This is a genomic window from Pseudomonas sp. CFBP 8771, assembly GCF_014841695.1.
GTDB classification, from domain to species: Bacteria; Pseudomonadota; Gammaproteobacteria; order Pseudomonadales; family Pseudomonadaceae; genus Aquipseudomonas; species Aquipseudomonas baltica.
In genome coordinates, this window is the sequence record NZ_JACYUJ010000001.1 from 836,046 (window position 1) to 849,128 (window position 13,083).

Here is a 13,083-nt window from a genome sequence, read left to right on the forward strand (position 1 = left end):
GCCTACTCGAAGACTTGCTTGAAGCGGCGCTCGGCCAGCTTGCTGCAACCCAGAATGATGATCAGATTGGCCACCAGCAGGAGCATGGCGATCGCCGCGCCCAGAGGCCAGTTGAGGGTGCCGAGGAATTCGTCGTAGGCCGCAGTGGCGACCACTTTAAGCCGGCGTCCGCCGATGATTGCCGGAGTGGCGAAGGCCGAGGCGGCGAGGGCGAAGACGATGATCGAGCCGGAAAGAATGCCCGGCATGATCTGCGGCACGATGATGCGCCGGAACACCGTCAGCCGCGACGCGCCCAGGGACAGGCCGGCCCACTCCACCTGCAGGTCCAGTCGCTGCAGGGTGGCCCACACCGCGATCACCATGAAGGGCACCAGCACATGGGTCAGGGCAATGATCACGCCCACTTGGGTGAACAGGATCTTTACCGGTTCGTCGGTGATGCCCAGGCCCTGCAGGGCATCGTTGATCAAGCCGTTGTTGCCCAACAGAATCGCCCAGCCGAGGGTCCGCACCACCACTGAAATCAACAGCGGGCCAAGCACCACCAGCAGGAAGGTCGAGCGCCAACGTGGCGCCATGCGCGCAATGATGATGGTTTCCGGGACGCCGAGCAGTACGCACAGCACCGTCACTGCCAGTGCCATCGAGCCGGTTCGCAGGAAAATCTCGTGGAAATAGTCGTCCTTGAACACCTCGATGTAGTTGCCCAGGCTGTACACCGGCAGCACGCCTTCGGTGTCGCTGAACAGGTTGAGCGACAACAGCGCGGTCAGCAGCAACGGTGCCAGCAGCAGGGCGATGAATACCAGCAGTGCCGGGCCGCTGAGCAGCCAAGGCGCCGCGCCTACGTGTTCGGCGTCATACCTGGCCATGGGCAGCCTCCCGGTCGAGCAGGCGCAGGTCGTCGTCCGACCAGTCCAGGCCGACTTCGTTGCCCTCGGCGGGCGGTACATGCCCCAGATTCGGCTGGGTCAGGTGGACCAGGCCAAAGTGGCTGTCCACGGCAAGCAACCACAGGTTGCCGAGGAACACCCGCAGGGCGATCCGACCGTTGATGCGGCCCAGGCCAGGTTCGGTCAGGCGGATTTTCTCGGGGCGGATGTACACGTTGACGTCCTGACCCAGGGAGCGGTCCTCGTGGGGCACATGCAGCAAGGTATCGCGCACCTGCACGTGGCAGCAGCGCTCGTTGCGCAGCTGCACGGCACCGGCGAAGGCGTTGGTCTTGCCCAGAAACGCCGAGGCGAAGGGCGAATGGGGTCGTTCGTAGGCTTCGAATGGTGTATCGATCTGCACGATGCGCCCGCGCTGCATGACTGCGATGCGGTCGCTCATGGTCATCGCTTCGACCTGATCGTGGGTGACCAGAATGGTCGTGATACCCAGTTCGCGCTGGATGGCGCGCAGCTCGATGTGCATTTCCTCGCGCAGCTTGGCATCCAGGTTCGACATGGGTTCGTCGAGCAGCAACAGGTTGGGGCGGATGGCCAGGGCGCGGGCAATCGCCACCCGCTGGCGCTGCCCGCCGGAAAGCGCCTTGGGATAACGCTCGCCAAGCCCGCCAAGACGGACCAGGTCCAGCGCCTCGACCACGCGCTTGGCACGTTCGGCCTTGGCCACGCCGCGCATCTCCAGGCCGAAGCTGATGTTCTGCGCCACCGTCATGTGCGGGAACAGCGCGTAGCTCTGAAAAACGATGCCAAGGCCGCGATCTTCCGGGCGTACGTGAGTGATGTCGCGACCGTCGAGCACGATCCGGCCTTCGGTGGGTTGCACGAACCCGGCGATCGACTGCAAGGTGGTGGTCTTGCCGCACCCGGAAGGGCCGAGCAGGGCGACGAACTCGCCGTGCTGTACCTCCAGGCTCAGGCCGTCGATGGCTTTGAACGTACCGTAGTTCTTGACGAGGCCTTCCAGTGTCAAAAATGCCATGGCTTTGCCACGCAGGCATGCGCCTGCGGCTCCAGGAAAAGGTCGGGAAAGTTCGGACGGGCGCGCGGATCAGCGCTCGACGGTACGGTTCCAGCGTGTGGTCCACTCACTGCGCTGCTGGTTGATGGTCTCCCAGTCGACTTTGATCAGGGCACTGACTTTGTCCGGGCCATAGGGCATGCGCGCGGCGATCTCGGGGCTCAGCTCGACGGTCTTGTTGACCGGCGCAAAACCGTTCTCGTGGGCCTGGATGGTTTGCACTTCGGGCGACAGCACGTACTGGATGAACGTCTGTGACAGTTCCGGCTGGGCATTGGGTGTCACCCCGCAGGCGGCCAGTTGCAAGGCCACACCACCTTCCTTCGGGTAGATGAACTTGAGCGGGAAACCGGTGCCCTGCAAGGCCACGGCGCGACCGCTGCCGTAGACCGCCATGACCACATCGCCGTTCTGCATCATGCCGTCCATTTCACCGGGCGCCGACACCCAGGCCAGCACGTTCGGACCGATCTCGTCCTTGAGCGCCTTGAAGCCGGGGTCGATGTTCTTCTCGCTGCCGCCGCGCAGGCGAGCCATCTCCACCAGTGTGTGCAGGCCGTAGGTGTTGGTCACCGGGGGCATGCCGAGCAGTTGCTTGTAGCGTGGGTCGGCCAGGTCTTCCCAGGAGTCGGGGGCGTCCCAGCCACGCTTCTTGAAGGCTTCTTCGTTGTAGCCGATTCCGGTAGCGACCATGCCGATACCAGTGGCCTGTGGGCTGAGGCGAGCCAGCGGGTAAAGGTCCTTGTACACCGGCGCATCGCTAAGGTCGCCGCACAGGCCCTGCTGAAGTGCCTGGTACATGGGCCCGTCGTCCATCATGGCGACGTTGATCTGCTGGCGGCCCTTCTGCGCCTGCAGCTTGGCCAGAGTTTCAGTGGAGTTGCCGGCTACGTAGACCACTTTGACGTCGTGCAGCTTCTCGAAGGCGGGAATGATCTTGCTCTTGTACATCTGCTCGGTAGAGCCGCCGACACCGGCAACGTAGAGGGTTGGGGCGGCATGGGCGCAGGCGCCGCTCAGAGCGGCGAAAGCGAGGGCAACGCGCAGGGAAGTGAGGCGAAAGGACGGTTGTTGGCTATTCACAGACTATCTCCGAAGTGCAGGGGGCAGATCGAACAATGCGTCGGTCGCTCCGGCGAACCGGGGCCACGCATGCGCTGTGCATGCTCCCGGCCATGGGCGGCGCCGGGTAACGCATCTTGGTGTGCGCTATGTGTATGTGCTGCTGGACTTGAGTATTGCGAGCGTGACGGTATATGGTCAAATACGGATATCGGGCCTAGTCATGCATATTTGATATGGAGGCGTCAGTGAACCTGAGGCAGATCGAAGCGTTCCGCAGTGTGATGCGCATGGGCTCGATGACCGCAGCGGCCGATGTCCTGTACACCTCGCAACCCAACGTCAGTCGACTGATCGCTCAACTCGAGCTGAGCACCGGGCTGACCTTGTTCAAGCGCGCCGGGGTACGGCTGATCCCGACACAGGAGGGTCGCGCGTTCTTTCAGGAGGTGGAGCGCGCATTCGTCGGGCTCGACAGCCTCAAGCATTCGGCGAAGAACATTCGCAACCTGGGCACCGGGCGCCTGCGTGTTGCGGCTGTGCCGTCGACGGGCATGAGCGTGATTCCCGAGGTGCTCAAGACGTTCACGTCGACCCGTCCGGAGCTGACCGTATCGCTGCACGTGAACTCGTCGCCCACCGTTGAACAGTGGGTGAAATCGCAGTTCTGCGACATTGGCATCGTGGTGCATCCGGGCGATGTGGCGAACCATCAGGTCGAGTTGCTGGCCGAGATGGCCGCAGTCTGCGTGTTGCCGGCGGCGCATCCCCTGGCTGAGCACCAGAGCATTACCTTCGCGGACCTGCAGGGGCAGCCTTTCGTGTCGCTGTGCCACGGAGACGGCACGCGGGCGCTGGTCGACGGGCTGTTCGAACAGGCCGGTGTGGAGCGAATCATGGCCCTGGAAGCGCAATACAGCGCGATCAATTGCGAAATGGTTGCGCACGGCATGGGCATAACCCTGGCTCATCCGCTGGTGGCCAGGGATTACCTGCACCGCCAGATCGTGGTTCGACCCTTCCGCCCGGATATTCCCTTGCCGACTTACGTGATCTGGCCCCATGCGCAGAACCGCACCCTGTTGGCCGAGGATTTCATCGACACCCTCAAAGCCCATTACCAGCACCTGACCAAATCCCCGTAGCCCACCTGCAGGTCCGCGGTTATCTGTGGGAGCGGGCTCTGCCCGCGAATCGCGCCGCGGTGCATCAGGCACTCCGCGGTGTCCCTTTCGCGGCCGATGACCGCTCCTACAGGGGTACCGAGATCCCGTCTGGCACAGGTAGTATGAGGACAAACTGTAGGAGCGGTCCGTGGCCGCGAATCCGGCGCCGCGGTGCATCAGGCACTCCGCGGTGTCCCTTTCGCGGCCGATGACCGCTCCTACAGGGTGCTAGATCACCTGGTCGGCGAGTGGAATAGCGTGGGCCATGTCTTCGGCGCGAGCCTGGGACTTGTGCAGGGTGACCGGGATCGACTTGGCGGCGGGCACCTTGCTCTTGCTCGCGTAATGCCACAAGGGCACCAATGCATTGCACTCGGGGTAGTAGGCGCCCGCGCAATTGATCGGGATATCGTAGGCGATGATCTGCATCGGCCCCACCTCGCGGCGCACCTGCGGCTCGATGGCGGTACGAATCGTGACCCAGTCGCCCGGATTGAAACCCAGCCGGACGATGTCGTTGCGGTTCAGGAAGATCACGCTGCGCGTGCCCTTGACCCCGCGAAAACGGTCTTCGTAGCCATACACCGTGGTGTTGAACTGATCGTTGCTGCGCAGCGTCATCAGTTGCAGCACATCGCGCTGTCCGCCGTTCTGCGAGACGTCGTCGTCCTCGTCAAGCGTCTTTGCGGTGACGAACTGCGCCTTGCCCGAGGGTGTGGTCCAGTGGCGCTCGCAGGCGCCCAGCGGCCGATGGAAACCGCCGGGCTCCCACATCCGTGTCTCCATGTCATGGAAGATCTCTGGATAGGTCTGGGCGATGGCCTCCCGCACGCGGGCATAGTCCTGGCGCCACAGCTCCCACGGAATCTGCTCGTTGCCGCTCAGCGTCGCCTGGGCCAGGCCGGCGATGATCGCCAACTCCGCGCGCAAGTGCTCGCTGGCAGGCTCGGCGCGGCCTTCCCAGGCGCGGATGCAGCCGGTGCTGTCCTCGGTGGTGTAGACCTGGCGGCGGCCGTCCTGCACATCGCGCTCGATGCGCCCCAGGCACGGCAGCAGCCAGCCATGCTGGCCGGGGAACAGGTGGGTGCGATTAAGCTTGGTGGCGATCTGTACGTTGAGGGTCAGTCCTGCCCAGGCCGGCTCGATGCGTTGGGTGTCCGGTACCGCGCGCAGAAAGTTGCCGCCCAGGCCGATGAAACCCTTGACCGTACCGGCCACGATGCCCTCGCAGGCATCCACCGTGGCCATGCCCTTTTGCGTTGGTACCTTGATGCCGAACAACGACTCGATCTTGTCGACCGGCACCTTGGCCGGATCCTCGGTGATGCCCACCGTGCGTTGCCCCTGCACGTTGGAGTGCCCGCGCACGGGGCAGATGCCAGCGCCCGGCTTGCCGATGTTGCCGCGCAACAGCAGCAGGTTGACCAGCATCTGCACGTTCTGCACGCCATGGCGATGCTGGGTCAGCCCCATGCCATAGATGATCATCACCCGGTTGCTGCGGGCATACACGGTGGCAGCGGCCTCCAACGCCGCGCGATCCAGGCCGCTGCGCTGTTCCAGCGCGGCCCATTCGTGCTGGTCCACCTGGGCCAGGAAGTCATCGACCCCCTCGGTGTGCTCGGCGATGAAATCATGGTCGATCACCGCCGGCCGGCCGTCGGCATGCGCCGCGCGGTCCATCGCCAGCAGGGCCTTGGCGATGCCCATTACCGCCGCCGTGTCACCACCGATAGCTACCTGGTGGTATTGCGTGCTGATCACCGTGGAGTCCGGCCCCAGCATTTCCACCGGCGATTGCGGATTGACGAAACGTTCCAGACCGCGCTCGCGCAGCGGGTTGAAGCTGATGATCGGCACCTGGCGCTTGCGCGCCTCCTGCAGTGGATGAAGCATGCGCGGGCTGTTGCTGCCCACGTTCTGACCGAAGAAAAAGATGCAGTCGGTCAGCTCGAAATCCTTCAGGTTCACCGTACCCACGGGCACCCCGATGCTTTCCTGCAGGCCCACCGACGTGCTTTCGTGGCACATGTTCGAGCTGTCCGGCAGGTTGTTGGTGCCATAGGCGCGAGCCAGCAATTGGTACATGAACGAAGTTTCCAGCGAGGCACGTCCCGAGGCGTAGAACACCACACTGTCGGGTTCCAGCCCGCGCAGTTGCTCGCCGATGCCCTGGTAGGCTTCCTCCCACGTGGTGGTCACATAACGATCACTGGGCGCGTCGTAGCGCATCGGATGAGTCAGGCGCCCGTTGCGTTCGAGCTCGTAGTCGCTCCAGGTGCGCAGCTCGCTGAGGCTATGCTTGGCAAACAGCTCGGGACCTGTGCGCAGCGCGGTCAGCTCCCAGGCGGTCGCTTTGGCGCCGTTCTCGCAGAATTCCAGGGCGTGAGGATTGCCTGGCTTTGCCCAGGCGCAACTGACGCAGGCGAACCCGTCGGGTTTGTTTTGCCGCAACAGCGCGGCAGGGCCCTTGCCCAGGGCTTGCTGGCGCCAAAGGATATTCATCACCGAAAACGCCGATCCCCAGCCTCCGGAAGAAGAGGTGTAGGGTTGATAGCGCGCTTTGGGGTGAATGATCTGCATGGTCTGGATCCTCGGATGCGGATGCCTCGGTGCATGAGGCCTGCATTTACGACGGCCCGTAATCGGCAAAGGTTCGAAGAGCTTTACGCGGCGCTGCCTGCAGGCTGTTCTCGCGCACTTTATCCGGCACGGCCCCTCGGTCAGCGCTGGCGCCGCAGCGGCGATTGCGCTAAAACCGATGGCACCCTTTGGCAAAGGCGTCTATTTTGAATGCAAAATACAAAAAGCAAGGGAGAGACAGCATGACCAGCTCCGCCAAACGCCCGATCAAGGTCCCGTTCACCGGCCCGGCACTGCTTGCCACGCCGTTGCTGAACAAGGGCACCGCTTTCACCGCGCAAGAGCGCGACACCTTGCATTTGCAAGGCTTGCTGCCCCAGCAGATCGAGACCATCGACCAGCAATGCGCGCGGGCCTATCACCAGTTCCAGGCATGCTCGACCGACCTCGAGCGCCACGTGCTGCTGCGCTCGATCCAGGACTCCAACGAAACACTGTTCTACCGCCTGGTCGACGACCACATCGACGAGATGCTGCCGATCATCTATACCCCCACGGTCGGCAAGGCGTGCCAGGAATTCTCGCGCATCTACCGCAGCCATCGCGGCTTGTTCATCAGCATCGACGATGTCGAGCGCATGGACGAAATCCTCAACAACGTGACCAAGGACAACGTCAAGGTCATCGTCGTCAGTGACTGCGAGCGAATCCTCGGCCTGGGCGACCAGGGCGTGGGCGGCATGGGCATCCCCATCGGCAAGTTGTCGCTGTACACCGCCTGCGGTGGCATCAGCCCGGCCTACACCCTGCCGGTGGTGCTCGATGTGGGTACCAACAACCCCGAGCGACTTGCCGACCCGCTGTATTTCGGGCGTCGCGAAGAGCGTGTGCGCGGTGAACGCTACGAAGCTTTCGTGCAGGCGTTCGTCGAGGGCGTGCAACGGCGCTGGCCGGAGGCGATCCTGCAGTTCGAGGATTTCGCCCTGAGCAATGCCATGCCACTGCTCGAGCGGTTCCGTGACCAGCTGTGCTGCTTCAACGACGATATCCAGGGCACCGCCGCCGTCACCGTGGGCACCTTGCTGGCCGCGTGCAAGGTCAAGGGCCAGAAGCTTTCCGAGCAGACCGTGGCATTCGTCGGCGCCGGTTCCGCCGGGTGCGGCATCGCCGAGCAGATCATCACTGCCATGCAGCTGGAAGGGTTGAGCGACAAGCAGGCGCGCAGCCGTGTCTATCTGCTCAACAGCAAGGGCCTGCTGACCGACCGCCAGCCCGACCTGTACGACTTCCAGCAACGCCTGGCCCACGACAGCCAGACGCTGGCGTCCTGGTCGTTCGCCGGGCAGTGGCCGACCCTTCTGGAAGTCGTGGCCAACGCCAGGCCAAGCGTGCTGATCGGCGTTTCCGGCAAAGCCGGTCTGTTCACCGAGGAAGTGGTGAAAACCCTGTATCAGCATTGCCCGGCGCCGATCGTCATGCCGCTGTCCAACCCCACCTCGCAGATCGAAGCCCACCCCAAGGACATCCTGCAGTGGACCGAAGGCAACGCGCTGGTTGCCACCGGCAGTCCATTCCTGCCGATCGAAGTGTTGGGCCGTACTTTCCCCATCGCGCAGTGCAACAACTCCTACATCTTCCCCGGTGTGGGTCTGGGCGCCATTGCCAGCCGGGCCACGCGCGTTACCGACGGCATGCTCATGGCTTCGGCACAGGCGCTGGCCGACAGCGCGGCAGCGGGGCAGATGCTGCCACCGTTGCGCGACGTGCAGGCGGTCAGCAAACGCATTGCCCTGGCGGTAGGCCTGGCAGCGCAGAAGGACGGCGTGGCTGCACCGATGGATGAGGCCGCGTTGCGCGAGGCAATCGACGTGCATTTCTGGAAGCCGGAATACCGCGCCTACGAACGCCAGCCTCTGTAGCGCGCCGGGGGCTCAGGCCAGGTTGTGGCTCTTCATCCAGCCAAGCCCGGCCTCGGTTCCATTCAACGGTTTGTACTCGCACCCCACCCAGCCCTGGTAGCCGATCCGGTCCAGGTGCTGGAACAGGAAACGAAAATTGATTTCCCCGGTGCCCGGTTCGTGGCGGCCGGGGTTGTCCGCCAGCTGCACGTGGCCGATAGCCTGCAGGTGCGACTGCAACGTGCGCGCCAGATCACCCTCCATCACCTGCATATGATAGATGTCGTACTGCAGGAACAGATTGTCGTGGCCCACCTGTTCGCGAATCGCCAATGCTTGCTGTGTGCCGTTCAGGTAGAAGCCGGGCATGTCGCGGGTGTTGATCATCTCCATCACCAGGCGAATGCCATGACTCGCCAGCGCGTCGCTGGCGTAGCGCAGATTGTCGACGAGGGTCCGTTGCGCCAGTTGCGGGTCGTCGCCGGGCGGGGTGATACCGGCCAGGCAGTTGATCCGGGTATTGCCCAGCACCTTGGCATACTCGATGGCCGTGGCCACGCCGGCGCGAAACTCCTCGCGCCGGTCCGGCAGGCAGGCGATCCCGCGCTCACCGCTATCCCAATCGCCGGGTGGCAGGTTGAACAGCACTTGGGTCAGGCCGTGCTGCTGCAGTCGCGCCTTGATCTCGGCGCTGTCGAAGTCGTAGGGAAAAAGGAATTCCACACCCCTGAACCCGGCCTTGGCGGCGTGGGCAAAGCGTTGCAGGAATTGATGTTCGGTGAATAGCATCGAAAGGTTGGCACACAAACGAGGCATGGCAGGCTTCTCCAGGCAGGAGGCGTGGCGACGGGCGCGTGACACAGGCCGGCCCGCCGCCTCACCGGTCCAGGTTATCGTACTCCTTGCTCAGGATTGTTTCGCGCCTGATGTCATTGCGCCAACAGTCACTTGGGCACCGCGACAGCCACCGGCGTGGCGGATGTCGGAAGCTCATAGACGAAGCGGTTCTGTGGGCGCATGCGGAACGACAGCACCACGCCGATAGCCAGCAGCACGATGCTGACCATGAACGGCAGCTGCCAGTTGCCGAACTTGTCGATCAGCAGTCCGGCGGCCACCGGGCTGATGATTGCGGCCATGGCCGATCCGGTGTTCATCATGCCACTGGCGGTACCGCAATGGTCCGGGGCGATGTCCATGGGAATCGCCCACATCGGCCCGATGGTCATCTCCGAGAAGAAGAACGCGATGGCCAGGCAAGCCAGCGAGACGTACATGTCGTGGGTGAACATCAGTGGCAGCAGGGCTACCAGGGTCAACGACAGGCAGATCGCAACCATCAGGCTGCGCGCCCGGTTGAGGTTGCCGGTGCGTTTGTAGATGCGGTCGCTGACGATGCCGCCCAGGGTGTCGCCGACCACGCCGCCGAAGAACACGGTCGAGGCGAATATAGCGGTGCTTTTCAGGTCCAGGCCCATGTTCATGAAGTACATGGGAACCCAGCTCAGCAGCAGCCACAGGGTCCAGCCATAGCAGAAGTAGACGATGGTGACCGGGGCCATGCGCCGGAACAGTCGTCCCCAAGGCAGCTTGATGGTGTTCTTGGGCTTGGGCGCAGGCAGGGCGTCCAGCTCTTGCTGGGTGATGCGCGGGTGATCCTTGGGTTGCTCGGTGAACACCAGCGCCCACAGCGCGACCCAGACGAAACTGATACCGGCGCAGACATAGAACGACTCGCGCCAGCCATAGGCCGCCATTACCGCGACCATCGCTGCCGGCGCCAGCGCGTTGCCCAGGCGGGCGAAGGCGTGGGTGATGCCTTGGGCGAAGCCGCGGTTCTCCTTGCCGACCCAGCGCGACATGGCTGCAGTGGCGGCAGGGAAGGTGGCGCCTTCGCCCAGCCCCAGCAACACCCGCGCCACGATCAGGGAAACGAAGCCGCCGGCCATGCCGGTGAGCACAGTGGCGCTGGCCCAGATCAGCCCGCACACCACCAGGGTGCGCTTGGCGCCGAAACGGTCGCTGACCCAGCCGCCGATGATCTGGAACACCAGGTAGGGGTAGGCGAAGGCCGAGAAGACGATGCCGATTTCGGTCTTGGTGAGGTTGAATTCCTTGCCGAAACCGACCGCAGCGGTACTGACGTTGACCCGGTCCAGGTACGTGATGAAATACATGGCGCACAGCATGACCAGCACCATGGTAGTGGGGCGCAGATATAACCGCTTCATGTTCTATCTCCAGTTTCTTATTGTTTACGCCCGCAGGCGTTGATTCGGGATAGTCAGTCGCATCGGGCGCAGCCAGGGGCAGCGCCGGTGATTCACTCGCGGCGCAGGGGCACGTGCTGCCCGCCCAGGTAATCCATGGCGGCGAGCACGCCGCTGGCGTCCAGTTTGACCCCGGCCATCTGCAAGCCCATTTCGCAACCACTCAGGGTGGCCATCAAGGTCAGGTCGTTGCAGTCGCCCAAGTGGCCGATGCGGAACATGCGCCCCTTGAGCTTGCCCAGGCCGGTGCCCAGCGACATGTCGAAGCGCTCGTAGATGGTCTTGCGCACCTGGTCGGCGTCGACGCCTTCGGGCGTCATCACACCCGTGAGTACCGGGCTGTAGACACTGGGATCGGCGCACTGGATGGGCAGGCCCCAGGCCTGCACGGCGGTACGGCAGGCCTGGGCCAGGCGTTGGTGGCGGGCGAAGACATTGTCCAGGCCTTCGCCGAGAATCATGTCCAGTGCCTCGGAAAGGCCATAGAGCAGGTTGGTATTGGGCGTGTAGGGCCAGTAGCCGGTCTTGTTCATCTCGATGATGTCATCCCAGGCCCAGAAGCTGCGCGGCAGGCCACCGCGCTGGCTGGCTTCGATGGCCTTGGGCGAGAGCGCGTTGAAGCTTATGCCGGGAGGCAGCATGAGGCCTTTCTGCGAGCCGGAGATGGTCACGTCCACGCCCCATTCGTCATGGCGATAATCAGCCGAGGCGAGCCCGGAGATGGTGTCCACCAGCAACAGGGCAGGGTGCCCGGCGGCATCGATGGCCCGTCGTACGGCAGGAATGTCGGAAGTCACTCCGGTGCTGGTTTCGTTGTGCACCACGCACACCGCCTTGATCCGGTGCTCGCTGTCCTGTTCCAGGCGCGCCTGGATCATGTCTGCACGCACGCCGCCGCGCCAGCCTTCGATGCCTGGCAGGCCGATGAATTCGGGCTTGAGCCCCAGGCTGATGGCCATCTTCTGCCACAGGCTGGCGAAATGGCCTGTTTCGAACATCAGCACCTCGTCGCCTGCGCTCAACGTGTTGCACAGTGCCGCTTCCCATGCACCGGTGCCTGAAGCGGGGTAGATGATCACCGGGTGGCGGGTCTTGAAGATCTGCTGAATGCCTTCGAGCACCTTGAGGCCCAGTTCACCGAACTCGGGACCGCGGTGATCGATGGTCGGGTAGCTCATGGCGCGCAGGATACGATCGGGTACCGGGCTGGGGCCCGGGATCTGCAGAAAATGGCGGCCGGCAGGATGGAAGTCGAGCTTGAGCATAGGTCAACCCTTTGTTGTTGTATTTTGAATGCAAAATTACATTAGCAGTTGGGGGCGCTGTGTCAAACCACTCAATTGCGCTAATATCCGCCTAGATTCGCGCTTTTTAGAATAAGAAAAGCTCGCGTTAACCCATCGCTACAAGGAGTTTGCATGCAGTCTTCGTCAATGGCCGCCCCGGCCACGCCCGCGCTGCAATTGCCACGTCTCGAACGGCAGCGTCTGCACGACACCGTGGTAGAGCACTTGCGTGGGTTCATCACCGAGGGGGTGCTGCCGCCCGGTACCAAGCTGAACGAGCGCGAGTTGTGTGAGACGTTGGGTATTTCACGCACGCCTCTGCGCGAGGCGCTGAAGGTGCTGGCCGGGGAAGGCCTGATCGAAATCAACCCGAACCGCGGAGCCAGCGTCGCGCGCATGAGCGAATTGGAAATTCGCGAGGCATTCGAGCTGATGAGTGGCCTGGAAGCCTTTGCCGGAGAGCTGGCGTGCGAGCGCATCACCGATGCGGAGCTGGAGCAGATCAAGGCTTTGCACAATGCCATGGTGGTGAGCAAGAGCCAGCATGACCTGGTGGGTTACTACCAGCGCAACCGCGCCATCCACGACCTGATCAACCTGGCGTCACGCAACTCGGCGCTGCGCCAGATGTACCTCACGGTGAACCGCCGCCTGCAGGCGTTGCGGTTCCTGTCCAACCAGCAGGCACCCAAGTGGGATCGCGCCCTGCACGACCATGAACAGATGATCGAAGCCCTTCAGGCCCGCGACGGCAAGCGCCTGAGCGCGATCCTGCGCCAGCATTTGCTGGAAAAGCGCGACGCCATCATGCTGCTGGTACAAACCACCCGGCCCTGATCTGCGA

10 protein-coding genes are annotated in these 13,083 nt (G+C 63.4%); 3 read left to right on the forward strand and 7 right to left on the reverse strand.

What is annotated here, in order from left to right; translation table 11 throughout:
• Positions 1–2 precede the first annotated feature (2 nt).
• The 3 genes from IFT80_RS03665 to IFT80_RS03675 all read right to left on the reverse strand — a co-directional run bounded on the left by IFT80_RS03665 (position 3) and on the right by IFT80_RS03675 (position 3,057).
• The gene (locus IFT80_RS03665) at positions 3–875 is read right to left on the reverse strand and encodes an ABC transporter permease (protein ID WP_122478212.1); all 873 of its coding nucleotides are present in this window, start codon (positions 873–875) and stop codon (positions 3–5) included.
• The gene (locus IFT80_RS03670; RefSeq protein WP_122478211.1) at positions 862–1,935 is read right to left on the reverse strand and encodes an ABC transporter ATP-binding protein; all 1,074 of its coding nucleotides are present in this window, start codon (positions 1,933–1,935) and stop codon (positions 862–864) included. The genes IFT80_RS03665 and IFT80_RS03670 overlap by 14 nt, the downstream gene beginning before the upstream one ends.
• A gap of 69 nt (positions 1,936–2,004) precedes the next feature.
• A complete protein-coding gene (locus tag IFT80_RS03675) occupies positions 2,005–3,057 on the reverse strand; it encodes an ABC transporter substrate-binding protein (protein WP_122478209.1) in 1,053 nt (350 codons plus the stop codon).
• A 227-nt stretch (positions 3,058–3,284) separates the two neighbouring features.
• Here IFT80_RS03675 and IFT80_RS03680 point away from each other — a divergent pair, with 227 nt between their 5' ends.
• A complete protein-coding gene (locus IFT80_RS03680) occupies positions 3,285–4,181 on the forward strand; it encodes a LysR substrate-binding domain-containing protein (RefSeq protein WP_122478207.1) in 897 nt (298 codons plus the stop codon).
• A gap of 249 nt (positions 4,182–4,430) precedes the next feature.
• Here IFT80_RS03680 and IFT80_RS03685 read toward each other — a convergent pair whose 3' ends face one another.
• A complete protein-coding gene (locus IFT80_RS03685) occupies positions 4,431–6,785 on the reverse strand; it encodes an FdhF/YdeP family oxidoreductase (RefSeq protein ID WP_192136774.1) in 2,355 nt (784 codons plus the stop codon).
• Positions 6,786–7,027: 242 nt separating this feature from the next.
• On the opposite strand from IFT80_RS03685, the gene IFT80_RS03690 reads away from it, so the two are divergent.
• Positions 7,028–8,704, forward strand: coding sequence for an NAD-dependent malic enzyme (locus tag IFT80_RS03690; RefSeq protein ID WP_192136775.1), 1,677 nt, complete (start codon positions 7,028–7,030; stop codon positions 8,702–8,704).
• Between the two features lie 12 nt (positions 8,705–8,716).
• Here IFT80_RS03690 and hyi read toward each other — a convergent pair whose 3' ends face one another.
• The 3 genes from hyi to IFT80_RS03705 form a co-directional block, all read right to left on the reverse strand.
• A complete protein-coding gene (gene hyi, locus IFT80_RS03695; protein ID WP_192136776.1) occupies positions 8,717–9,499 on the reverse strand; it encodes a hydroxypyruvate isomerase in 783 nt (260 codons plus the stop codon).
• A 128-nt stretch (positions 9,500–9,627) separates the two neighbouring features.
• Positions 9,628–10,914, reverse strand: a complete 1,287-nt coding sequence (locus IFT80_RS03700; RefSeq protein ID WP_192136777.1) for an MFS transporter — start codon at positions 10,912–10,914, stop codon at positions 9,628–9,630.
• Between the two features lie 92 nt (positions 10,915–11,006).
• On the reverse strand, positions 11,007–12,218 hold the full coding sequence (locus tag IFT80_RS03705) for a pyridoxal-phosphate-dependent aminotransferase family protein (protein WP_122478197.1): 1,212 nt from the start codon (positions 12,216–12,218) through the stop codon (positions 11,007–11,009).
• 153 nt (positions 12,219–12,371) lie between these two features.
• Here IFT80_RS03705 and IFT80_RS03710 point away from each other — a divergent pair, with 153 nt between their 5' ends.
• The gene (locus IFT80_RS03710; protein WP_192136778.1) at positions 12,372–13,076 is read left to right on the forward strand and encodes a GntR family transcriptional regulator; all 705 of its coding nucleotides are present in this window, start codon (positions 12,372–12,374) and stop codon (positions 13,074–13,076) included.
• Positions 13,077–13,083 lie beyond the last annotated feature (7 nt).

What these genes read in the sequence shown, in the direction of transcription:
- IFT80_RS03705 (WP_122478197.1), bottom strand. Translation starts at nt 12,218, where the DNA reads ATGCTCAAGCTCGACTTCCATCCTGCCGGCCGCCATTTTCTGCAGATC.
- IFT80_RS03670 (WP_122478211.1), bottom strand. Translation starts at nt 1,935, where the DNA reads ATGGCATTTTTGACACTGGAAGGCCTCGTCAAGAACTACGGTACGTTC.
- IFT80_RS03665 (WP_122478212.1), bottom strand. Translation starts at nt 875, where the DNA reads ATGGCCAGGTATGACGCCGAACACGTAGGCGCGGCGCCTTGGCTGCTC.
- IFT80_RS03710 (WP_192136778.1), top strand. Translation starts at nt 12,372, where the DNA reads ATGCAGTCTTCGTCAATGGCCGCCCCGGCCACGCCCGCGCTGCAATTG.
- IFT80_RS03700 (WP_192136777.1), bottom strand. Translation starts at nt 10,914, where the DNA reads ATGAAGCGGTTATATCTGCGCCCCACTACCATGGTGCTGGTCATGCTG.
- IFT80_RS03690 (WP_192136775.1), top strand. Translation starts at nt 7,028, where the DNA reads ATGACCAGCTCCGCCAAACGCCCGATCAAGGTCCCGTTCACCGGCCCG.
- hyi (WP_192136776.1), bottom strand. Translation starts at nt 9,499, where the DNA reads ATGCCTCGTTTGTGTGCCAACCTTTCGATGCTATTCACCGAACATCAA.
- IFT80_RS03685 (WP_192136774.1), bottom strand. Translation starts at nt 6,785, where the DNA reads ATGCAGATCATTCACCCCAAAGCGCGCTATCAACCCTACACCTCTTCT.